Here is a 21,713-nt window from a genome sequence, read left to right as displayed (position 1 = left end):
AACTCCGGCAATATAAAAAAATCCCCTCCAGCTCTGGAGAGGATTTTTGTTAGGTGCTGTTGATTAGTCGACTACTGTTACTTCAACGTTCTGACGGCCGAAGGAAAGTGCTTCGGAGTTGGTTGGTACGTGAACGTCGATACGGTTGCCGTTAATGGCGCCGCCGGTATCAGCTGCTTCGTACGTGCCCATGCCTTCCACTTCTACTGTGGAACCGAGTGGGATCACGTCCGGGTCTACGGCGATGACGTTAGCGTCACGGTCGTTGTTCAGGTTAACGCCTGTCGCCGTGATACCGCTGCAGCCTGCACAATCAGCGGTGTATGCGGTAGCTTCCATGGTCATGGTGTCGCCGCCGCTAGTGCTGTCGGAGGACTCGGAAGTCGACGCGCCTGCTACTTCTTCATCAGAAGAATCAGAAGAGCTGGATCCACCGAGAGCTGCCTGTGTTTCCGGGCCAGCTACGCCGAAGTAGTCGCCTGCAGAAGAAGAAATGCCGTTGTCAGCCTGAAATTCTTTAACAGCACTTTCTGTTCTTGGTCCAAAAGTGGAACCAGTATAGCCGTGGAAATAGCCTTTTTCTTTCAGCGTGTCCTGAAGCTCCGCAACAGAAGAGTTAACGTCTCCTCTTTCCATTTGGCCGTGGTCGCTGATCGATGCGTCCGCTGCCTGTGGTGCTCCAAATACTACGCCTGCTGTAATTGCTGTTCCAAATAATGTTTTTTTCATCATATTGATTCAACCTCCGAGGTAAAGATATTTTTTTCGTCCTAATGACGATGCCCAATGAACTGTTTGCCTATATGATTACTTACCTTTACGTCACTAATGCTTAGATAGGTTGATTGTTTAATGTAGTTGATTGCTGAATTACTTATGTGCTTTCTCTTTAACACAACGCTACCGATTATGACGTGGGGGGTTGAAAATATCAACAGCATTAATTTAGTTGTAACCTCCTCTTAATAAACTTTCTTTTCATGTAAAAAAAGCAGGCCTAATGGCCTGCTTCAAAGCTTTAAAACAATATAAACAGTGTTTTATCCACCAGAATTTGTCATTAAATATTACAATCAGATTACCACCTTCAAAATGCAGGCAGGTACTTCCTCTTGATTCCAGGCGTTCAATGCGGTGATATCAGTATCTCCCGCACATTCAAGTACAAAAAAGCATTTTTACAGTCTGACTGTAATATTTCTATTAAATATCGATTTGTTTTTTATTCACAGATCGTTTTTTCTCTTTTGGGAGCCTCAGCTTTAACACGCCGTTTATATGTTCAAGCGCTGTGTGCCGGCGCAATTCACCGTAGCCTGCGTTCCCGGTGCCCGCAGTCGTCATGGGCAATGTTCCGTTTTGCGCTTCCCGGGGCACCAGCGCTTCATATTCGACACGGAGATCTTCTTTGCGAACGCCCAGCTTAATTCATTATCTATTATAAACGTTCATTTCGGCTTTAAAACTTTTTCTATAAAATTTCTAAAAAAAACCTCCAGAAAACTGGAGGGGGTTACACTACTGTTACTTTTTCAGCTTTTTCGGCAGCTTGCCCTTCGCCTTTTTCTTGAGTTTCTTTTTCTTTTTAGCCAGCTTCTTCGGCGTGCTTTTCTTTTTGTTTAAAATGTAGCGTGGTTTTTTCGATTTTTTCTTTTTATCCTTTTTCTTGCCCTTATCATCGCCGTCCGGCGTCAGGCTTTTTGTGATTTTACGTGTAATAAGCGGAAGCGTGCCGCCGACCAGGCTGCCTGTGGCTGCCCAGCCGTATCCCTTATTTTCCTTGCTGTTCTTGTTTTCATCTGCCATATCATCATCTCCTTTGATGGTTCACTCAGCTACGGATGTTAGTTCGCTGAATCGATAGTTCTGTTTAACCTATCCATGCTCATACACATATCTTTTCCGAACTATTAATATTTCAAACAAATTTTTATTATAAAATGCTTTTTGTGCTTCTAAATCACACATAATTATAGATATTTTTTAATTTTTTACAGCCAGGGCTGCAGCTAACCCCTACACCTTCAACTGCTTTTTAAAAATATATTTGCTAAAATAGGAAGTAAAAGGAAATTAAATGGGGTGTTTTTTAATATGAACTCAGTAAACACGCCGATAGAAAGGGGTCGCGTTTCGCGGCCAAAGGTTTGCTTCTGGCTGGATGCTGCGGGGGTCGTGTTATTTCTTACGGGAATCGTCTATTTTGCTTTTATGTACAATACATTTCCGGAGGAAGTTCCCGTTCATTTCAGTATGAACGGGGAAGTAAATGAATATGGCAACAAAGCGGCCATTTGGCTTCTGACAGCTATCGCTTTCGTATTATGGGTGTTCATGTCCCTGTTGGAACGGGTGCCACATATACATAATTACCCGAGAAAAATTCACAGTGGCAATATCCATGCTCAATACCGCAACAGCATTCTTCTTTTGAATACGACAAAAAACTATATGCTGGTCATGTTTATCGGTTTAAACGCATCCTTTGTCGTAAATATCAACGGCTCTGAGCCGCCCCACCTGTTAATAATGAGCCTGATAGCTGGAATATTTGCCGTGATGCTGCCGTTTTTGATACGAGCTTTTCGTTTGTCATAACAGGCCGGCCACTACAAATATGGCCGAAACAAAGAATAGCCGCCAAGGCCGACCGTCATACAAAAAGTAATCGTGGTAAATGTGTAAATTACGTCCCCTGCTTCAAATGCTCCGTCCCGCCACCCCGAAATGGCTGCGCTTATCAGAGACACTACGCCCGTAATAAGCACATATCCAAGCGTATACAGCGCATGCATTTTCCAGTTCCTCGGCTCAAGCACTGCATTAAGCGCGATGGATACAAGCACGACCGGAATTAACAGCAACAGCGGAATCATCAATTTTTCCGCAGCCGCCTCATTTTAATAACATCGGCTGTAAGCGAGCCTGATCCTATTACAGCTACGACCGCGAGCAGTATCATGACGGGGAGTACTTCCTTTTCAAAATAATTCATGCCGAAAATGCCGGCGATCGATATAATGAGCGCACTGAGAATCATGATTTGCCGGATACTCATCGGAAAATCTCCCTTCAGAAAATAAATAAGCTGTTATGTTGACCTTTCATACGGTTAAGGGGATATATGTATAATGTGAAACAGTATTGAAAGGAGCAATTGTATTGACCACAGCAATTATCATTCTTATTATTTTTCTTCTTACACTTATGATTGATAAAAGGCTGCGAAAGAAAACGCGAATTCCTTATCGGAGAAATAACTACCGAATGCAGGAGGAGAAGTTTCTGGGGGCTAAGATTTATACAACTGTTTTTACGCTTTTTCTTTTCATTCTTTTCATCGGTACCGGAAAAACGCCGTGGGTTTTCCCAGTACTGGGTTTCCACTTTGCCCTTCAGGCCCTGCTTGACGCCGTAGAGGAAAAGCGCAATGTTCCCAACGAACGAAAGCACTGGCATTCCATTCTAATCAGCGTGGCTTCCGCCCTAATCGGCGCAGCAGCCCTGGCGAATCTGACGCTTTTTTGAATACCATCTATATTAAAATAAAAATTCTAATATTAGGAGACTAACCGTCAAATAAGAAAAGGTGATGCCCGTTACAATATATTCCCTTGCCTCACGGGCAAAATGCCATTCGAGCCATGCTTCAGCAGCTCCAAATACTGCCATAAAAGAAATTAGAAACAGAGAAAAATAGCCTTGTGCATACATATCCATTGTAAAAGTTATCACAGCTATCATCACAATTGCAGCGGTCAGCAGGCCGTAGGACCAGTATTGCCCTTTAGTTTGTTTGATCGATACTGCTCCTTTTGGTACGATCCATATCTCCAGCAGAAAACGCATCAGAAGACCGAGAACTCCTGCGATAGGAAAAAATTCCGGCATGCCATCACCTTTCTTTAAATCAATTAAGTACCTCCGCAAGCACGAAGCTTATCGTGCTCATAAGCAGAAGCGCCGCCAGTATCCTGAAAAATCCCGCTTCATTACGGTTGATGCTTTCCTTTGCCCCGCTGTTGTAATTCCATATGAGACAAACGTTAACTATCAATAATAGCGGGAAGGACAGGACGGTGTTTCCCAGGTAGCTTTGCCCGGTGAAAGCCATAATGTTCAAGATAAAAACCCATATAAAAATCAGACCGTTCAACAGAAATATCAGTGTCGTACGTATTCGATTTTGGCCTGCTTCCTCCATGCGCTTTTCTCCTCCCCCCTCCTAAAATATTACAAATGAATTGTACCAGAAATCATCTTTTATGTCCTACGCTCCTACGTTTTCCCAATAAAAAACCCGCCGGCAGTTTCCTGCCGAACGGGTTGATCGATTTGTTTCGTTATACCTTTTGGTAGGCAACGCGGGAAGCGGCTTCCGCAACTTCCTTCAGGCCGGCTTCGATGATTTCCTCTGCCTGGTCCGGATTGGCGTTATGGCCTTCGATTACCACTTCATCTACAATATCCATGCCGTACAGACCGCCAAAAATGTTCTGCATGTACGTAAGCGCCATGTCCATGCCAGCCATTTCCGGAGCGGAATATACCCCGCCGCGGGCGTTCAGAAAGATCACTTTTTTCTCCGGCATGAGCGGCACAAGCGCACCCTCCGGGCTGTATTTAAACGTGTAGCCGGCTTCAGCGATATAGTCAATAAAGGTCTGCAGCTTGGCCGGAATCGTCAGGTTCCACAGCGGGAAGGCAAACACGACCAGATCAGCAGCGCTGAACGCATCCTTTGCTTTCTGCTTGGCGGCAAGCACCCGGCGGTCCATCTCGGTTGGCTCGCCGTCTGTCGCAAGGCGGCCGAAGGCGTCAAAGAAGTCCTGGCCGAAGTACGGTGTATCCTCTTCAAATACGTCGTAGGTCTGGACGTTTAATGCGCCTGCGTCCTGGACGTTTTCCAGAAACGTTTCGTACATTTTCGTGGAAATGCCATCCGGGCGGTTATTTGCTTTTACTAGTAATACGTTCACAGCTATCCCTCTTTTTCTTAAATGTTTAATTTTTCTCTGCCCCTATTATTTTAGCCGCTCCGCCCGTGAAAACAAGTACGCACTTAAAAGTGGTATAGTTCCCTTGAGGGTACCAATGGCGGCTTTCGAAGAGTGTAAGCAAAACAGTTCGTTTTACAGGTGGAACGTGGTAGTATGTACATACTGAATTGCATGCAAGCAAATGACTACATACTTGCTTTATAAAATCATACTAAGGAGTGGCATTAATGAAAAAAGAAGTCGAATTCTGTCAGTTTCAGGAGGCGCTCGGTATCCTTGTCGGCAAATGGAAGCCTGTCATCCTTGTGCATCTGTTAAATGACGGCACGCAGCGCTTCAGCGTATTAAAACGGAAAATGCCGGGCATCACCCAGCGCATGCTCACCAAGCAGTTGCGCGAGCTTGAGGATGAGGATATTATTCAGCGCGTCATTTACCCGGAAATTCCGCCCAAGGTGGAATATTCCATTACTGAATATGGCCGGAGCCTGGAGCCGATACTCGAAGCGATGCACGAGTGGGGAAGCTCCCACGTTGCACGAAAGCAGGCAGAGGAACCCGAGGCACAGGAAGAAAAGCTGTCCTAAAAATTAAGCACCCATCTCCCGTTAATCCGGGAGATGGGTGCTTTTCGTCTGTCTCAATTAATTGGCGTTTAAGCCGCCGGTCGCGCTGTAAACGTGACCGGTTACGTAGCTTGCCTGGTCGGAGGCAAGAAATACGTAGACTCCGGAAAGCTCGACCGGCTGGCCGGCACGCCCAAGCGGTGTCTCCGGCGTTTCCTCCCCGAATTTCGGGATGTTTTCGCCCGGCTGACCACCGGAAATCTGCAGCGGAGACCAGAATGGCCCCGGTGCTACCGAATTTACCCGGATACCCTGGGAGGCTACCTGCTTGGCAAGTGCCTTCGTAAATCCGATGATAGTGCTTTTGGTTGCGGCATAGTCCAGAAGCATCGGCGATGGATCATAGCCTTCAACGGACGTCGTTGTTATGATCGATCCGCCCTCCGGCATATGCGGCAGTGCTTCCTGGGTCATCCAGTACATGGAAAACACGTTCGTTTCAAACGTGGAAACAATCTGTTCGGTCGTAAGGTCAGCAATATCCTTAACGGCCTGCTGTTTACCGGCGACAAGTGCCAGAATGTCCAGACCGCCGAGCTCGTCCACGGCCGACTGCACGAGTTCACGGGAGAACGTTTCGCTTCTCAGATCTCCCGGCAGAAGCACTGCTTTACGCCCGGCCTGTTCAATCATTTCTTTTACGTCCTGGGCGTCCGGCTCCTCGTCCGGAAGATAGTTGATCGCCACATCCGCGCCTTCACGGGCGTACGCAATAGCCGCGGCCCGGCCGATACCGGAATCGCCGCCGGTAACGAGTGCTTTTCGTCCCTTTAATTGGCCGGTGCCTTCATAGCTGCTTTCGCCGCAGTCCGGCTGAGGATTCATATATTTTTGCACACCAGGCGGATCCTGGTACTGCTTTGGATAATCGTCATGATAATACTGGTTGCGTGGATCCTGGGTCATGCTGAAAATCTCCTTTGTTTACATAATTTAATTACGTGCTTCTATATTGCCATTTCATAAAAAAATGAAACATCCAATAGTATTTTCACATAAAAAATCTTGTAAATCGGCCGCAGTACATGCCTCCCATAAATGAGATTTTATGGTACGCTTAATTCATGAATCGTCGCAACGGAGGTGGCAATGGTGGAGATACATGCATGGAGAAGGGAATTGTCGGTAAAGGGCAAAAACGGCATTGCTTTTTTAATGGCCGCAGTGCTGATCTGGGTGTTGATAACGGGAGTTTTTCTGCTTTCCTTAGATCTGTATACCCAAAACATACTCATGCTCTGTTCTTCGGGGCTGATGCTGCCACTGGCAATCCTTTTTTCCCGGCTGCTGCGGGTGGAATGGAAATTTGACGACAATCCGCTCGGCAGCCTCGGCCTCAGCCTGAACCTTACGCAGCTGGCTTATTTTCCGCTCCTCCTCTGGGCCATCGCTGCGAGTCCCGTGGATGCCGTGCTGTTTTTTGCTGTCATTACCGGCGCCCACTTTTCCCGTACGGTTGGTTTTACAGCAGCCTTCCCTATTATGTAATGGCTCCCGTTATCGCTGTCAGCGTAACCGTTCTGGCTGCAGTTCAGAAGGAAAGCAGCCAATGGCCCGTGCCCGCCGCCATGGTCGTTCTGCTAATCGTTTTGATTTTGTGGCTGGCATGGGATTACCAGCATAAAACTGCAGCACGGACATAACTCAGCATCCCGCTTCTACAAGCCAGAGCCCTCGTTCTTTGGGTTCAGGCGTTATTTTCACCGTAATGTTTTAGGAGGCTTATTAATGAAGAAAAATACCTGCGCCCTTATCGCCGGCTTCTCTGTATTGACGCTCGTAAGTGCCTGCGGAAGCAGCGGCACCGAATCCGAAGAGGAAACGTCCAGCAGCACCAATTCCAGCGAAACCGAAAGTGCTGACAGCTCCTCCAACGAGAAGCTGAGCGAAGAAGCGTTCAAGAAGGAAGCTGTGGCCTACAAAAAAGACCTGGATCCGGACACTATCGTAAAAGTTGAAGGCACCGTCTCGCAGGTGCTTCCCGAAGACCAGCCTGGAAATCCCTTCGGCCGGCAGGCTTACTCACTCACCTACTATTCCCCTGATCAGCGGGATTTGTTTACGACTATTAGTGATCAGGACAATATTAAACGAAACGACCAGGTGACCGTGTTCGGCCGGTTCACCGGCACCACCGATACAGGAACGCCGAAAATCACCGGCTATTACTCTGAAACGACAGAGCCCGACGCCGGCAAGGCAGGCAAAGAAGTTTCCCGGGATTCACTCACATTTCTTGGAGATTATGTTTATTCCGGCGAAGAGGCCTACCATTACTACGAGGCCTTTGTGAATAACAGCGATGAATATATTACTCCAGACTCGCCTTCTGCCACATGGTATGATGCGGGCGGCAGCGAAGCTGCTTCGACAGCAGGAAACGAGGTGCAGGTGTACCCAGAGATCATCCCGCCCGGCGAAACCGGCTACGTCTCCTCCAAAATAACCAGCACGGCTTCCCCAGTGGAGGTTGAAGCAGCTTTATCCCCGGTAGTATCCGAAAACCGGCCCTCCCAGCTGAATGTTGAAAATGAACAGCTGAACCGGTCCACCGGGGATGAGCCGCTGCATGTAAACGCAGCAATTGAAAATGAAAACCAGGAGGCCTACAGCGACATTCAGCTGTACACCCTGTTTTATAATGCCAAAGGCGACTTTATCGGGCTTGAAGCAGAGGTACCCGAACAATCGATTCGTCCGCTTGGCACCCTTAACTACCGGCTCGATGTCACCACCTTTCCATACGACGAAAGCAGCGGAGTAGCAGAGGCGGTTACTCATGCCTACGTGAAGACGGAGGAGCTGGACCAACAGAAATAATTTATGATTACTGCGTTTCCTCCTCGATATCAAAGCTTGAAACCGCATCTTCATAAATTTCTTTAATCTCCTGGCGATTTTCTATTTTTTTCGGAAGAAAGTACCGGCCGAACAGAACGTGCTTCTCTGTCTCGGCAACAAACAGGTACCGTTCATAATTTTTGTAGGACGTCCGGACGCCAGTCGTAAAGTCCCCGAGGTCTGCCTGATTATTATTATGCAGGTACTCCACCTCCTCAGCCTGCTCCCCCATATTGTTTTCAAATTCATTCTTCGGACGGCTTCGCAGCTCGTCTTCACGAAAGTAGCCCATGTCCTTTTCAAGAGCGAAAAAATGCAGGGCCGTTTCAGAACGTTGGAGGCTCCCCGGCTTTTCCAGCTCCGGGTAATTCTTTGATACGGTATATCCCAGCGCATCAGCATTACGCAGCTGAAACCCTTGGGGAAGCGCCGGCACGGTAAAGGAGTAGGATTTCTCCGGGATCACCGTGCTGCTTTTTTCGTAGGGCACGTATTGGATCGTCTGTGCCTTTTGCGTCTGATCCGCTGGCTCCTCCCACTCCTCAGGATTTTTAAAAGTCATCGTGCGGACTGCTTCAAGCGTCCGGTCGAAGATAGCTTCCTGCTCCCCGGTCTCCTCCGGCACGGTCAGCATCGCTGTAATCAGGCGTTTCTTCTGTACGCCGTAAAACAAGTATTGTTCATATCCTTCTCTCGTGGATCGAAGAACAAACGAAAAGGGGCCCAGGTCCTTATCGTCTTCGGTGTAAACTGAATACGGTCTCCCCTCCTCCCTGTAGGAGGAAACCCGGGTCTCCCTGATCCGTTCGAGCGACTCGTCTGCATCCTGTTTGTTCTCTACCTTCTTATTTCCCGACACGCTGAACGTACTGATATTTTCTGTTCGGTTCTCGCTCATGGACGACTGATACACATAATCCATATCCTCCGGGCTGTATTCAAATTCGAGGTTCTCGTTTGAAACGTAGTAACGCTCGTTAATATAAAACCCTTCCGGCGCTTCTATCCGGAAAAACGGCTCCCCGTCTTCATCGTAAATAAAGGGGCCTGAACCTCCCGCTCCAGCCTCCGCCGATCCCTCTATTCCCCGGTTCGCCTTCTGTGCCGCAAGTGTCTGCTCCAGCTCCGTCAAATCACTCTGCCGGCACCCGCCTAAAACCAATATCCCAGTCATAATACCGAGCAACGCCGCTCGCTTTTTCATTATGTATCACCTGCATCTATTTTCGTCTTTTGTGCGCGAATTGGTCTGTTTTCTGACTGATCCTGAGGATAAATTCATCGTAACATACGCTGAAGAAATATTTGGAAAACAGCATCTAATTAATTAGGAGGCCTATTATAATGGTAAAAAGGATTTTCCCTCTCTAGAGTAGAAATCAGTAATATGCTTATATTGCCCACTTGAAGAAGCTATTTAATTAAGCTGTAGAGGGGTGTGTGTATTATGGCTGGTGTCGAAATCGATATGGTAGTGACCGACAGTTTAAAAGCCCTGGAGCTGTATAAAAAAATATTTGAGATCGAGACAGTAGAGGCTTCAGACTTCCCCCGGGGCGAAAACGAAGCTATTTTCACGCTCTACGATGTCCCGTTCCATCTGCTGGATGAAAACCCGGCCTTCCATTTGACCGCCCCCACCCCGGACGACCCGAAAACACTCTGGTTCAACATCACGGTTCCTGACATCGTGGAGACCTATGCCAAAGCCATCGACGCAGGCTGCCATGAAATACAGCCGGTTACGGACCTTCCTGATCACGGCGTGTCGAACGCTATTTTTATGGATCCCTTTGGTTACATCTGGATGCTGCATCAGGTGTACCTGGAAGTGAGCTTTGAGGAGCGCAAGCGGCTCTGGGAGGAAAAACGGGCGAATTAACATTGAAGCAGCCATTCTCTGTATAGCACAGAAAATAGCTGCTTTTTGTTTTTGCCCTCTTAAGCTGCAGGGGTCATCCTGTAAAGATATCGCCCTGCGGGTAGCGCACGTGCGTTTTTTTCGGCTTGGCCAGGGAAAAGGCGAGCGTTACTGAGCCTACCCGGCCGACAAACATAATGCCGATAATCACGACTTTTCCAATCGTGCTTAAGGCTTCAGTGAGTCCCATCGTGAGGCCGACCGTTCCGAATGCTGAAAATACCTCGAACACAATTTGCTCAAACGGGGCCTGCTCGGTCAGCGACAAAATAAATATTCCCGAGAAGACGACGGCAAAACCGAGCACCGTAATCGCAAGCGCCCGTTCAATAATGGCTGGCGCGATGCGGCGGCGAAAGGCTGTTAAATCTTCTTCGCGTTTAATGTATTTCACCGCGGCCAGCACGATCACCAGAAACGTTGTCAGTTTAATCCCGCTTGCCGTCGAAGCACTGCCGGCGCCAATGAACATGAGCATCATAATAAATACGATCGTCTGAATCTGCATATCGGCAATGTTGACGGTATTAAAACCGGCCGTCCTCGGCGACACCGCCTGAAAATAGGAGGTCCACAGCTGCTCCCCAAGCGAAAGCGAGGTCGTAGTCTGCGGATTAATATATTCAAACAAAAATACGATAGTCACAGCTGCAGCATTCAGCACAAGCGTGCCGACGATCATCAATTTCGAATGCAGCGTCAGCGTGCGGAATTTCCGTTTTTCCCACACGTCGTACAATACTGTGAAGCCGATGCCGCCAATAATGAACGAAGAGGAGATCGCAATATTCACCGCCGGATTGCCGGCATACTGCATCAGGTTGCTGTCCCAGAGTGCAAACCCGGCATTATTAAAGGCAGATACCGCGTGAAACACGCTGTAGAACAGGCCCTCGCTCCATCCGTACTCCGGCACCCACTGGGTGGCAAGTGCGGCTGCGGCTGCCGATTCCACCATGAGGGAAAAAATCACCAGAATCTTTACCAGCTTCACGACGCCGCCCATCGCCGGCTGGTTCAGCGACTCCTGCACGAGAAGCCGGCTGCGGAGGCCGATGCGTTTACCGAGCAGAAGTACAATAAATACCGTAACTACCATAAACCCGAGCCCGCCGAGCTGTATCATAACCATAATTACTGTCTGGCCGAACACCGTGAAGCCGTTTCCCGGGCTGACCGTCACCAGACCGGTCACAGTCGTGGCGGATGCTGCTGTAAACAGCGCATCAATGAAACTGATCGGACCCGTTACGGAAACAGGGAGCATCAGAAGAGCCGTGCCGATGGCTATAACGATGATAAAACCGGAAGCAAGAATCTGCGGAGGCGTCATGCTCCGCATCAACCATGATAGAAAAGTCATTACACATCGCTCGATTCTGCAAAGGTTAGTACTGCGGATGAGGAATCATTTTTGGCTTGAAAAATATTCCTTCTGTTTTTTCTATCATACAAAAAACCCACGTGTTTCACTAGCTTTTTTTATCTGCCGGTACCATCCTAACCAACGCTTCCCCAAAAAAATAAAAAAACCTGAACCGTGAACACTTGTTTCTGTGTCCAGGATTCAGGTTTTCATCATCCAAAAGCAGGTCTTCATTACCTTTCCACAGCCGAGGCGGTAACCACCAATCTTTCCCTGTGAGTACCGGCATCGTTGTCAAACTCTCCGGTACATGTGATCAACTGCAGCGAACGCTCGCTGGAGGCGCCGAAAATCTGCTGAATCGGAGCATCGTCATACGGATAAGATGCTGCGGATTCCATTTCAAAGGTGATCGTTTCCCCGGATTCACCGGTTACTTCAATCAAATCTCCCTTTTTGAGTTTATCCAGGTGGTAAAATACCGCAGGACCGGAGCGGTCATTCACATGGCCTGCGATGACCGCATTCCCCTGCTGTCCCGGCTTAAATCCCGGCGAAAACCAGCCGGTGTCCTCCCCGTTATCCGGTACCTCCATTCCCCCGTTATCCGTATATCCCATATCGTCCACTTCCGCTTCCACACCAATCGAGCTCATCCTGATTGCTGCCGGTGAAATAGACTCAGGCGATGAAGCTGTTGGTGTCTCTGGCCGCTCCTCTATCTCCGGAGCGTCCGCCCCTTCTATTGACGGTTTCGAATAAGCCGTTTCCGCTTCCGTGAATTCTTCGGAGCTTCCGGTTAAAAAAAGAATCAGGATAGCGAAAAGAATACTATGAAGTAGCGTCCGCGCGGCGGCGTACATAGTATCCAGCCCCAAGACCGGCTGCTAACAGGCCAGCCAATACATACATCATTGTATTATCTGTTCCGGCTGCTCCAGTCTGCGGCATCTCCGATGGCATACTGTCACTCGAAGGGGCTGCCAGTACAATAGCGTCGAGTGCAGGGTCACCTTCGGCAAAACCAACTGCAAGTACAGAATAATTCATGCCTTCCTCAAGCTCCGTACCGGCCAGATCAAGTACTACGTCCTCGGTGCCAGTCGGCCGCACTTCCAGGTCATAGGATCCGGCTTCCACTTCCATATAGTCCGTTACTCCGGTGAACGGAGCATCTTCAAACAAAATATCTCCGTCTGTTACCGCGACATCAACATTTGGAGCGTCAGGAGAGAAGTGGGCTACTCTGACATTCGCCATTCCTTCTGCTGCTTCCTGATTGTCCTCCAGCACGCTCAGCTCAATGTCGTCGAGCGTGTTTATGGCTGCAGCTGTATACGCTTCGCCCTCTTCCACATCAAGTGTTCCTGAAAGCACAGGCTCTCCTTCGCCTTCTTCACCTGCGGCAAATATTTCTACCTCACGTTCCCCTTCCGGTACTTCCATATAATCAGTTGCATCCTTGAAGGCCGCCCCTTCGACTACAGCCTCTCCATCAACGTACACATCAACCTCGGGTGCATCAGGAGAGGCGTGTACAATCCTTACCATCCCGCTGTCTTCCGATGCACCGTCCTCCGTATCGTGACTGTCGGCCAACGCTGTGCCTCCCCCAGCGAAACTAAACACCAGCGCACCAGTTAACATGGAGCCAGCAAGCTTCTTCATTTCTCCGCCTTCTTTCTAAAAAGGATGTGTTTCTCCGGGGCGGGTAATGAATGAACAACCAACTATATAATCATAGTTAATAATATTATACCTTAAATTATAAAAAATAAACGTTAATTTCATAATTTTCTAAAAATATTTATACATTAAATAATAATTGAGCTTAGAAACAAACACAGCGACCAGCTTTAAACTAAAAGCTGTACCCCGAAAAACCAAAAAGCCCGGCTGTTCATCCAGCCGGACAAATAAGTATTCTTTATCGTTTCACATCGTTGTCCTGATTTTCAACAAACTGAAGCACGTACGCTTCGTCAAACTGGTTGCTGTCGCCGACCACCATGTGCTTCAGGACGCTCGACCCGGTCGCAAACTCGACGATCTGCTGCGGCTCCCAGTTTTCCTGCAGGACCCCGTGCAGGATGCCGGAGGCAAAGCTGTCCCCGCCGCCGACCCGCTCCAGCAGATCAAATGAAACAGTGCTGCTCGCATGGAGCCGGCTGCCGTCATAGTAGTAGCCGGTCAGACTGTTCGAGCTCGCCGACGCCGCGGTCCGGTGCGTGCTCGCCATCGTAGAGATCTGGTACTTCCGGGCCGCCTGGTCATACAACCGTTCCAGCTGCTCCGGGGAAAACACTTCGTCCCCGTCCATCCCGAGCAGATACACAAAGTCCTTGTGCCCGATGAAACAGACATCCACGTATGGAAGAATTTCCTCAAACGACGCTTTGGCTTCCTCCGGTGACCACAGCTTCGCGCGGTAATTACAGTCAAAGCTCACATAAATCCCGCGGCTGGCGGCCTCCTTCAGGGCTCTCATCGTAAGTTTATGCATCTCCGGACCTAGGGCGGGCGTAATACCGCTCACGTGGAACACCTCCACGCCGGCAAGCAGCTGCTCCCAGTCGAGCACAGTGTCCACAAGCTCCCATACCGAGGCATCCGCCCGGTCGTAGATGACCTCCGCCGGCTTAACGGAATAGCCTTCTTCCACATAATACAGGCCGAGCCGGCGGCCCTGGTCCACGATCGTATTCGTATGGACGCCAGCCGCCCGCAGCCGGCGCTTGGCAGCCTCGCCCATCGCATTTGCCGGCAGCGCTGTTAAAAACGAAGCGTCGTGCCCGAACTGGCTCATATTCATAGCCACGTTGGCCTCCGCTCCGCCAAAATAAGCGTGAAAATCGTTCGTCTGCACCAGCCGCTGGTGAGACGGCGGGGTAAGCCGCATCATGATTTCGCCCATCGTCAGGATGTGCGCCATCGCCTACACCTCCTCGGCGAGCCGCTGGAATTCGCCCGCCAGCCGGGTAACTTCCTCATAATCACCGGCTTTGGCCGGGCCGGTGATCGACCCGCCGGCGCCAATCATGATGGCCCCGGCCTGCAGCCATTCCTGCACGTTATCCAGGTCCACACCGCCAGTTGGCATCAGCTGAAGGTGCGGCAGCGGGCCGCGCAGCGTTTTAATAAAGGAAGGGGCGTACATCTCCCCGGGGAACAGCTTGACCACCTGGGCGCCGTAGGCGAGCGCTTCGGTCGCTTCCCGGACGGTCATGATCCCCGGAAGATACGGCACCGCATAGCGGTTGCACAGCTTCGCGACCTCCGGGTCAAAGGACGGGCTCACAATAAAGGATGCCCCCCGGATAATCGCCAGCCGGGCCGTTTCGCTGTCGAGCACGGTGCCCGCCCCGACCACCGCCTCCGGATACTTCTGGACTAGCGTCTTCAGCACGTCGTCGGCATCCGGCACGGTGAAGGTAACCTCGAGCGTTTTAGAGCCGCCCTTCACGCAGGCATCGGCGGTCTTCACCGCCTGCTCCGGGGTCTCCCCGCGAATGACCACGGCCACCTTGTTTTCGATCATGTGATTCAGAATATGAAATACTCTCATCGTTTTCTCCTTTACACTCCAGAATAGGCGGAAAATCCGCCGTCAATCGGTACGACAATGCCGTTCACAAAGCCTGAGGATTTTTCATCCACGAGCCACAGCAGCGTTCCCACCAGCTCCTCCGGCTCCCCGAAGCGCTCCTGCGGGGTCTGGGAAAGTATTTTTTCCGCTCTCGCACTAAGCACGCCCTCCTCCGAAAACATCAGCTCCCGGTTCTGATCCGTGAGGAAAAAGCCCGGCGCCATCGCATTTACCCTTACCCCGGATTTGGAGAAGTAAACGGCCAGCCACTGGGTGAAGTTGCTGACAGCCGCCTTGGCCCCGCTGTAGGCAGGGATTTTCGTCAGTGGCCGGTACGCATTCATTGAGGAAATATTAATGATCGAGCCCGGCCGGTCGTACACCATGTCGCGGGTGAATACCTGCGACGGAATCAGCGCACCGAGAAAGTTCAGGGAGAACAGCTGATCCACCGCGGCAGGGTCCAGGTCAAAAAAGGTGCCACCGCTGTCGGGTGCTTCCGGATCGAAGTATTCCTCCCCGGTCGTGGCCTTCGGATTGTTGCCGCCCGCGCCGTTGACGAGAATATCGCACGGCCCGAACCGGCTTTTCACATCCTCATAGATTGCTTCCATGGCCTGCTTGTCCGTGACATCGCCGCTGTAGCCGGCGGCTTCTCCCCCGCTTTCGCTGATCCGCCTGGCCACCTGATCGACCTTTTCCCTGCTGCGGGCAACGATCGCCACCTTGGCCCCGTTGGCGGCGAGCGCCTCGGCCATCACCGAACCGAGCACGCCGCTTCCGCCAGTGATAACGACGACTTTATCCTCCAGTGGAATTTGAAATGGTGTCTGCATTGTCTACCTCCTTTCCCGCTCAGCATCGATAATGCCGTTAAGATATACCGCGCCGAGTGCGCGGTCGTACAAGCCGTAGCCCGGCCGGCCTTCTTCGCCCCAGATCATCCGACCGTGGTCCGGGCGGATCGGACCTTCGTAGCCCACCTCGATCAGCTTCTGGATAATGCCGACCATATCGAGGGAGCCCTCGTGCACAGAATGCGACGTTTCCTGAAATGATTTTTCGCTTGTCCATCGCACGTTTCTTGCGTGCACAAAGTGAATGCGGTCCTGCATATGTTCGATCATGCCGATTAAATCATTATCCTGGTCCGCCCCGTAGGAGCCGGTGCAGAAGGTAATCCCGTTGTGCCTGCTGTTGACCCGCTTCAGCATCGTCATAACGTTGGCTTCATTTGTGATAATGCGCGGCAGGCCGAAAATGTCCCATGGCGGATCGTCGGGATGGATGGCCATTAGCACATCCTCTTCCTCGGCAACCGGAATAATCCGCTCCAGAAAGTAAATCAGGTTCTCCATCAGATCTTCTTTCGATATTTCTTTATACTCCTCCATGATAACCCGCAGGTCATCCTTCTGATAGGACAGGTCCCATCCGGGAAGCGTCAGGCTTCCGTCAAGCGGGTCAATCTGCTGAATCAAATCCTCGTCATACATAAGGGAATGCGAGCCGTCCGGAAGCGGGGCATCGAGCTTGGAGCGGGTCCAGTCAAACACGGGCATGAAGTTGTAGCAGATGGTTTTAATGCCCTCCCGGGAAAGGTTGCGGATTGTTTCCTGATACTTTGCAATCCAGCTGTCCCTCGTTCCTTTGCCCATTTTAATGTCTTCGTGTACCGGTACGCTTTCCACTACGTTCCACACAAGACCTCGCTGCTCGATTTCAGCCTTCATGCTCCTGATCGTCTCCCGCGGCCACGTTTCGCCCGGCGGCAGCTCATAGATAGCAGATACAATTCCCTTCATCGCAGGAATCTGTTTAATTTGTTCAAGCTTGACGGGGTCTTCAGTCCCGTACCAGCGAAAGCTCATCTCCATCGACTAGTCCTCCTTTAAATTGAAAAATATTTTTTCGCGTTGTAATAGCAGATATTTTCGACGTACGTACTTAACAGCTTCAAGTCGTTTGGCGCTTTTCCTTCCTCCACCCATGTGCCAATCAGGTTGCAGAGGATGCGCCGGAAATATTCATGCCGTGAAAATGATAAAAAGCTTCTCGAATCAGTCAGCATCCCGATGAAATTGCTGATCAGGCCAATACTGGCCAGAGATTTCATCTGGCTTTCCATTCCGTCAATGTGGTCATTGAACCACCAGGCGGTGCCTACCTGTACCTTACCGGGAATTTCGCTGCTTTGGAAGCTTCCGGCAATAGCCGCGAGCGTATTGTTGTTGTTGGGATTTACGCTGTACAGCACCGTTTTTGGGAGCGCACCATGTTGTTCAAGCTGATCGAGAAACGCAGCAAGCGGACGGGCGGGCAGCTGGTCGTGGATCGCATCAAATCCCGAGTCTCCGCCAAGCCTCTGAAACATCGCGGTATTTGTGTTGCGGAGCGGATGCAGGTGCAGCTGCATCACCCAGTTCTTTGCTGCGTACCTTTCGGCCAGGTGCAGCAGTGTATACGTTTTGTATTTGGCTGCTTCCTCCGCCGTAACCGTTTCTCCGCTCATTCGTTTTTGGAAAACGGCCGCAGCTTCCGCTTCACTGGCTGGTTCATACACCATGTCTGTCATGCCATGATCGGAGCTGCGGGTGCCGAGCGCATCAAACGCCTCGATTCGTTCATCCAATGCCGCTAAAAGCTCCCCATAGGAGGAAATGCTCCGTCCTGTCAGCTCTGCCAGCTGCCTGACCCAGCCGGAGAAGCTGTCCTTTTCCAGATGCAGCGCCTGGTCCGGCCGGTAGGAGGGTGACACGTCAAACGGCAGATTGCTTTGCCCCAGCTGCTCGTGGGTTGTTAACGCGTCTGCCGGGTCATCGGTCGTTCCCAGAAACACGACGCTGTCTTTCTTGAGCAGCGACTGGGTGGAAAACTCCGGGGACTGCAGCTTTTCCCCGGTTTCCTTCCAGATGGCCTCTGCCGTGTCTCTGTTTAACAGCGTATCGATGCCAAAGTACGACGACAGCTCCAGGTGCGTCCAGTGATAGAGCGGATTCCCGATGGTGTTCGGCACCGTTTCCGCCCATGCCAGAAACTTTTCGTAGTCGCTTTTGTTTCCCGTAATGTATTCTTCCGCGATTCCGTTTGCCCGCATGGCTCTCCACTTGTAGTGATCGCCGCTCAGCCAGATCTGGGCCAGGTTATCGAAGTTTTTGTCGTTTAAAATTTCGCTTGGCGGCAGGTGATTGTGATAGTCGATGAGCGGCAGATGCTTCGCATAATCATGATACAGCGTGCGCGCCACCTGCGACTGAAGCAGAAAATTATCGTGAATAAAAGCAGTCATGTTGTCATCTCCTAATTAATTTGTTTACTATGCAAACTATTAAATTTATACTTTTAACACAGCAGCATTCATATTACTAACATACGCAATACAGGTAGAAAGAGGGATCCTCCTTGCATAAAGGTGACTGGAACTATATACGAAACTTAAACCGTCGGGTGATTCTCGAGGAAATTGTGAAAAACGCTTCCCTGTCCCGAAGTGAGCTGGCGAGAATTACCGGCTTAAATAAAGCGACCATTTCCACGCAGGTGAATGACCTGCTTGAGCAGGGACTCGTAATTGAAACGAGGACCGAGGCGCTCGATACTCCGGGCCGGAAGCCAATTATTATTGAAATGAATGAAAACGCCGGCTTTACGGTCGGCATTGATATTGACGAGCTCAGCACGAATATCATTTTTTGTGACCTGAAGGGCCGCCGCCTTCATCAAAAGCAGCTGCATCTGGATACGTACCATTTTGAAAGCATGCTTGACGAGTTAATTCAACAGCTGCAGACAGAAATCGGCGTCTTCCAGAACGGCTCCTCCATCCCGCCTCTAGCCGGCATCGGGGTCGGTATTCATGGGATCGTAAACAACGAGAGCCAGATCGTGTATACCCCGAAACAACAATGGGTCGACCTGGATGTAAAGACCCGTCTCGAACAAGCGTTTGATGCTCCCGTGCATGTGGATAACAGCGCCAACCTGTCAGTGTATGCCGAACACGTTTACGCAAAGCATGGGTCCGACCTGTTCTGCCTGACTCTATACTCGGGCATTGGGCTCGGCATGGTGAAGGATTCGGTCATTTACCGCGGCCATCAGGGGTTTGCCGGTGAAATCGGCCATATGATCATTGAGCCGGACGGCAAGCCCTGTCCGTGCGGCAACCACGGCTGCTGGGAGCTGTATGCCTCCAACAAAGCATTTTTTAAGCTGCTTCACGAAAGCGGTGACGAGTTCCATACCCAGGAGCAGGTGCGCAAGCACCTCGAAACGATGGATGCCGGACAGCAGATTGACGAATATATTTTCTACCTGTCAATTGGCGTGAATAATGTCATTAACATTTTCAATCCAGAGCGCATCATCATTAACAGTCCGCTGTTTGCCTCCATGCCGGAGCTTTTGGACCGGGTCGAGGCGTCGCTGCAGTCCAAGTTTAACAACTACGATGAGCTGAAAATCTCGGGCCTGAACGAAGACGCCTGCGCCCTCGGAGCCGCGGCACTTGCATTCAAAAAGTTTCTCGGCGTTCATCATGTGGACCACTCCGCCTCCTTCCCCTCCCCGCAGTAATCCGCAGCTACATCAGATCAAACAGCTGTGGAAGGAACAGGCTGAGCTGAGGAATAAAGGTAATGGCAAGCACCATGACAATTAAAACAATGAAATACGGCACCAGCGTTTTGATCACGCTTTCGAGTCTTGCATTGGCTACACTTGTACCGACAAACAGCACGCTTCCGACCGGAGGTGTGATATTTCCGATACAAAGGTTGAAGGCAATAATAATGCCAAAGTGAACAGGATCGATGCCAAGCTCGGTCACCACCGGGAAAAAGATCGGCGTGAAAATGAGCACGGCCGGCGTAATGTCCATAAAGGTCCCCATTACAAGCAGGATCAGGTTGATAAGCAGCAGAATCACGATCGTGTTCGCGCTGATCGAAAGAAGCGCATTGCTGATACCTGCCGGAATTTCGGTATAGCTCATCACGAGGGAAAACAGCGAGGATGCTGTAATCAAAAGCAGAATCATGCCCGTGATTTCGATGGTTTCCTTGAAAATGTTTTTAAATTCCTCTTTTTTCAGCTGTCTGTAGATCAGTGACAGCAAAAGCGCATAAATGACGGCAACCGCTGCGCCTTCCGTAGCGGTAAAAATGCCGGCGACGATCCCGCCGATAACGATAATGATTAAAAGCAGACTAGGAATCGCATCAAATACGATAAACAGTTTATCCTTCCAGCTGACCTTCTCGGACACCGGATATTTATGCTTTCTGGCATACACGTAAGCAACGGCCATCACGGAAAGGCCCCACAAAATCCCCGGAATGTATCCCGCCATAAACAGCGCTGCAATCGAGGTGCCGCCGCTGACAAGGGAATACACAATCAGCATGGAGCTTGGCGGAATTAGAAGTCCTGCCGGCGCCGACGCGATATTGGTAGCGGCCGAGTAGCTGAGAGAGTATTTCTGTCTCATTTCCATCGGAGTCATGATTTTGCCCATCGCAGCAGCCGCTGCAACACTCGACCCCGAAATGGAGCCGAACAGCATGTTGCCGACGACGTTTGTATGTGCAAGAGAACCCGGCAGTCTGCCGACAATAATTTTTGCCAGGTTAATAAGCCGGAAGGCAATACCGCCGTTGTTCATAATAATACCTGCAAGCACAAACAGCGGAATCGCCAGAATCGTGAAATTGTCCACGCCAGTCGCAAGCCGCTGCGCGGTAATAATGATGCTTACATCAAACGGAATCACAAGTGAAATGGTAACCATCGCACTCAGCAGTATGGCGAGTGCAATCGGCACCCCGAACACGAGCAGTATGCCAAGCAATGCGAATAATAAAATTCCTGCTGTAACTGTCATCCTTTTTCCCCCTCACCGGCAGTGCCGATCCGGCTGCTGCCCCGAACCATATCAATTACGGCATACAGCACGATACATACACCTGAGGCCGGCATAGCGCTGTAGACAAACAGCATGGACATGCCCGTTGCCGGGGCCGTTTCCGAGTATGTATACGACAGCAGAATGATGCCGCCGATAATCATTGGTACTATTCCTAAAAACACCCATAAAATGTTAATGGCAAGCCCGATGAAGCGCTGCGAGCGTTCCCGGAACTTTTCAATCAGAAACACAATGGCGATATGCTTTTTCTGTCCGAAGACGTAGGCGGCTGTAAGCAGCGTGAACCAGATGAGCATAAAGCGGATAATTTCTTCACTTGTGGTACTCGGCGCATCCAGAACGTACCGGGTAAACACCTGCCAGATCGAAAGCAGGGCCATGCAGGTAATTAATACGGAATTAACAATTAATAGCGCACGGTCGAGAATCATTTTGACCTTTTGCATC

At 50.3% G+C, this 21,713-nt stretch carries 28 protein-coding genes; 8 read left to right on the top strand and 20 right to left on the bottom strand.

Annotated elements, in window-relative coordinates; all coding sequences use genetic code 11:
- Positions 1-63: 63 nt before the first annotated feature.
- The 3 genes from Q0757_RS06530 to Q0757_RS06520 form a co-directional block, all read right to left on the bottom strand.
- The gene (locus tag Q0757_RS06530) at positions 64-732 is read right to left on the bottom strand and encodes a 3D domain-containing protein (protein WP_298785566.1); all 669 of its coding nucleotides are present in this window, start codon (positions 730-732) and stop codon (positions 64-66) included.
- Positions 733-1,203: 471 nt separating this feature from the next.
- Positions 1,204-1,350: a hypothetical protein gene (locus tag Q0757_RS06525; RefSeq protein WP_298785565.1), complete on the bottom strand. Its 147-nt coding sequence runs from the start codon at positions 1,348-1,350 to the stop codon at positions 1,204-1,206.
- 174 nt (positions 1,351-1,524) lie between these two features.
- On the bottom strand, positions 1,525-1,806 hold the full coding sequence (locus Q0757_RS06520; protein WP_298785564.1) for a hypothetical protein: 282 nt from the start codon (positions 1,804-1,806) through the stop codon (positions 1,525-1,527).
- A gap of 288 nt (positions 1,807-2,094) precedes the next feature.
- Here Q0757_RS06520 and Q0757_RS06515 point away from each other — a divergent pair, with 288 nt between their 5' ends.
- Positions 2,095-2,598, top strand: a complete 504-nt coding sequence (locus tag Q0757_RS06515) for a DUF1648 domain-containing protein (protein WP_298785563.1) — start codon at positions 2,095-2,097, stop codon at positions 2,596-2,598.
- 11 nt (positions 2,599-2,609) lie between these two features.
- Here Q0757_RS06515 and Q0757_RS06510 read toward each other — a convergent pair whose 3' ends face one another.
- Positions 2,610-2,876: a hypothetical protein gene (locus Q0757_RS06510; protein ID WP_298785562.1), complete on the bottom strand. Its 267-nt coding sequence runs from the start codon at positions 2,874-2,876 to the stop codon at positions 2,610-2,612.
- Complete coding sequence (locus Q0757_RS06505) at positions 2,876-3,058, bottom strand: hypothetical protein (protein ID WP_298785561.1); 183 nt, start codon at positions 3,056-3,058, stop codon at positions 2,876-2,878. Before Q0757_RS06505 ends, Q0757_RS06510 begins: the two co-directional genes overlap by 1 nt.
- 104 nt (positions 3,059-3,162) lie before the next feature.
- Between Q0757_RS06505 and Q0757_RS06500 the strand changes: the two genes are divergently transcribed.
- Positions 3,163-3,528: a hypothetical protein gene (locus Q0757_RS06500; protein ID WP_298785560.1), complete on the top strand. Its 366-nt coding sequence runs from the start codon at positions 3,163-3,165 to the stop codon at positions 3,526-3,528.
- A gap of 12 nt (positions 3,529-3,540) precedes the next feature.
- Here the strand turns inward: Q0757_RS06500 and Q0757_RS06495 are convergent, their stop codons facing one another.
- The 3 genes from Q0757_RS06495 to Q0757_RS06485 all read right to left on the bottom strand — a co-directional run bounded on the left by Q0757_RS06495 (position 3,541) and on the right by Q0757_RS06485 (position 4,979).
- Positions 3,541-3,891 carry a DUF4181 domain-containing protein gene (locus tag Q0757_RS06495; protein WP_298785559.1) on the bottom strand — a complete coding sequence of 117 codons (351 nt, stop codon included), beginning with the start codon at positions 3,889-3,891 and terminating at the stop codon, positions 3,541-3,543.
- A 19-nt stretch (positions 3,892-3,910) separates the two neighbouring features.
- Positions 3,911-4,204: a hypothetical protein gene (locus Q0757_RS06490; RefSeq protein ID WP_298785558.1), complete on the bottom strand. Its 294-nt coding sequence runs from the start codon at positions 4,202-4,204 to the stop codon at positions 3,911-3,913.
- Positions 4,205-4,343: 139 nt separating this feature from the next.
- On the bottom strand, positions 4,344-4,979 hold the full coding sequence (locus Q0757_RS06485; RefSeq protein ID WP_298785557.1) for an FMN-dependent NADH-azoreductase: 636 nt from the start codon (positions 4,977-4,979) through the stop codon (positions 4,344-4,346).
- Between the two features lie 248 nt (positions 4,980-5,227).
- Here Q0757_RS06485 and Q0757_RS06480 point away from each other — a divergent pair, with 248 nt between their 5' ends.
- A complete protein-coding gene (locus tag Q0757_RS06480) occupies positions 5,228-5,587 on the top strand; it encodes a helix-turn-helix domain-containing protein (protein ID WP_094908374.1) in 360 nt (119 codons plus the stop codon).
- Between the two features lie 57 nt (positions 5,588-5,644).
- Here the strand turns inward: Q0757_RS06480 and Q0757_RS06475 are convergent, their stop codons facing one another.
- Positions 5,645-6,532: an SDR family oxidoreductase gene (locus Q0757_RS06475; protein WP_094908373.1), complete on the bottom strand. Its 888-nt coding sequence runs from the start codon at positions 6,530-6,532 to the stop codon at positions 5,645-5,647.
- Between the two features lie 186 nt (positions 6,533-6,718).
- Between Q0757_RS06475 and Q0757_RS06470 the strand changes: the two genes are divergently transcribed.
- From Q0757_RS06470 to Q0757_RS06460, 3 genes are all read left to right on the top strand, one after another.
- Positions 6,719-7,114, top strand: a complete 396-nt coding sequence (locus tag Q0757_RS06470) for a DUF7010 family protein (protein ID WP_298785556.1) — start codon at positions 6,719-6,721, stop codon at positions 7,112-7,114.
- A complete protein-coding gene (locus Q0757_RS06465; RefSeq protein WP_298785555.1) occupies positions 7,114-7,269 on the top strand; it encodes a hypothetical protein in 156 nt (51 codons plus the stop codon). Before Q0757_RS06470 ends, Q0757_RS06465 begins: the two co-directional genes overlap by 1 nt.
- Before the next feature lie 85 nt (positions 7,270-7,354).
- Positions 7,355-8,446: a hypothetical protein gene (locus Q0757_RS06460; RefSeq protein WP_298785554.1), complete on the top strand. Its 1,092-nt coding sequence runs from the start codon at positions 7,355-7,357 to the stop codon at positions 8,444-8,446.
- Positions 8,447-8,453: 7 nt separating this feature from the next.
- Here Q0757_RS06460 and Q0757_RS06455 read toward each other — a convergent pair whose 3' ends face one another.
- Positions 8,454-9,671 carry a hypothetical protein gene (locus tag Q0757_RS06455; protein ID WP_298785553.1) on the bottom strand — a complete coding sequence of 406 codons (1,218 nt, stop codon included), beginning with the start codon at positions 9,669-9,671 and terminating at the stop codon, positions 8,454-8,456.
- A gap of 243 nt (positions 9,672-9,914) precedes the next feature.
- On the opposite strand from Q0757_RS06455, the gene Q0757_RS06450 reads away from it, so the two are divergent.
- Complete coding sequence (locus Q0757_RS06450) at positions 9,915-10,349, top strand: VOC family protein (RefSeq protein ID WP_298785552.1); 435 nt, start codon at positions 9,915-9,917, stop codon at positions 10,347-10,349.
- 73 nt (positions 10,350-10,422) lie between these two features.
- Here the strand turns inward: Q0757_RS06450 and Q0757_RS06445 are convergent, their stop codons facing one another.
- The 8 genes from Q0757_RS06445 to uxaC form a co-directional block, all read right to left on the bottom strand.
- On the bottom strand, positions 10,423-11,751 hold the full coding sequence (locus tag Q0757_RS06445) for a TrkH family potassium uptake protein (protein WP_298785551.1): 1,329 nt from the start codon (positions 11,749-11,751) through the stop codon (positions 10,423-10,425).
- Between the two features lie 236 nt (positions 11,752-11,987).
- Positions 11,988-12,617, bottom strand: a complete 630-nt coding sequence (locus tag Q0757_RS06440; protein ID WP_298785550.1) for a class F sortase — start codon at positions 12,615-12,617, stop codon at positions 11,988-11,990.
- Complete coding sequence (locus tag Q0757_RS06435) at positions 12,586-13,422, bottom strand: DUF4397 domain-containing protein (protein ID WP_094908365.1); 837 nt, start codon at positions 13,420-13,422, stop codon at positions 12,586-12,588. The genes Q0757_RS06440 and Q0757_RS06435 overlap by 32 nt, the downstream gene beginning before the upstream one ends.
- Before the next feature lie 259 nt (positions 13,423-13,681).
- Positions 13,682-14,686, bottom strand: a complete 1,005-nt coding sequence (locus Q0757_RS06430) for a sugar kinase (protein WP_298785549.1) — start codon at positions 14,684-14,686, stop codon at positions 13,682-13,684.
- A gap of 3 nt (positions 14,687-14,689) precedes the next feature.
- Positions 14,690-15,319: a bifunctional 2-keto-4-hydroxyglutarate aldolase/2-keto-3-deoxy-6-phosphogluconate aldolase gene (locus tag Q0757_RS06425; protein WP_298785548.1), complete on the bottom strand. Its 630-nt coding sequence runs from the start codon at positions 15,317-15,319 to the stop codon at positions 14,690-14,692.
- Between the two features lie 11 nt (positions 15,320-15,330).
- A complete protein-coding gene (locus Q0757_RS06420) occupies positions 15,331-16,176 on the bottom strand; it encodes an SDR family oxidoreductase (protein ID WP_298785547.1) in 846 nt (281 codons plus the stop codon).
- Between the two features lie 3 nt (positions 16,177-16,179).
- Positions 16,180-17,217, bottom strand: coding sequence for a mannonate dehydratase (gene uxuA / locus Q0757_RS06415; RefSeq protein ID WP_094908360.1), 1,038 nt, complete (start codon positions 17,215-17,217; stop codon positions 16,180-16,182).
- Positions 17,218-17,231: 14 nt separating this feature from the next.
- Entirely contained in the window at positions 17,232-18,629 is a 1,398-nt protein-coding gene (gene uxaC, locus Q0757_RS06410; protein ID WP_298785546.1) for a glucuronate isomerase, read from the bottom strand.
- 113 nt (positions 18,630-18,742) lie between these two features.
- Between uxaC and Q0757_RS06405 the strand changes: the two genes are divergently transcribed.
- Positions 18,743-19,915 carry an ROK family transcriptional regulator gene (locus tag Q0757_RS06405; protein ID WP_298785545.1) on the top strand — a complete coding sequence of 391 codons (1,173 nt, stop codon included), beginning with the start codon at positions 18,743-18,745 and terminating at the stop codon, positions 19,913-19,915.
- A gap of 7 nt (positions 19,916-19,922) precedes the next feature.
- On the opposite strand, the gene Q0757_RS06400 is transcribed toward Q0757_RS06405, so the two are convergent.
- Together Q0757_RS06400 and Q0757_RS06395 are read right to left on the bottom strand one after the other, a co-directional pair.
- Positions 19,923-21,221 (bottom strand): TRAP transporter large permease, encoded by a 1,299-nt coding sequence (locus tag Q0757_RS06400; RefSeq protein WP_094908357.1) that lies wholly within the window; start codon positions 21,219-21,221, stop codon positions 19,923-19,925.
- Positions 21,218-21,712 (bottom strand): TRAP transporter small permease, encoded by a 495-nt coding sequence (locus Q0757_RS06395; protein WP_298785544.1) that lies wholly within the window; start codon positions 21,710-21,712, stop codon positions 21,218-21,220. Before Q0757_RS06395 ends, Q0757_RS06400 begins: the two co-directional genes overlap by 4 nt.
- Between the last annotated feature and the right edge of the window lies 1 nt (position 21,713).

It is taken from the genome of uncultured Marinococcus sp., assembly GCF_947493875.1.
GTDB lineage: Bacteria > Bacillota > Bacilli > Bacillales > Marinococcaceae > Marinococcus.
The sequence above is the reverse complement of the archived record's forward strand: the minus strand, read 5'-3'. Positions and strand labels throughout refer to the sequence as shown.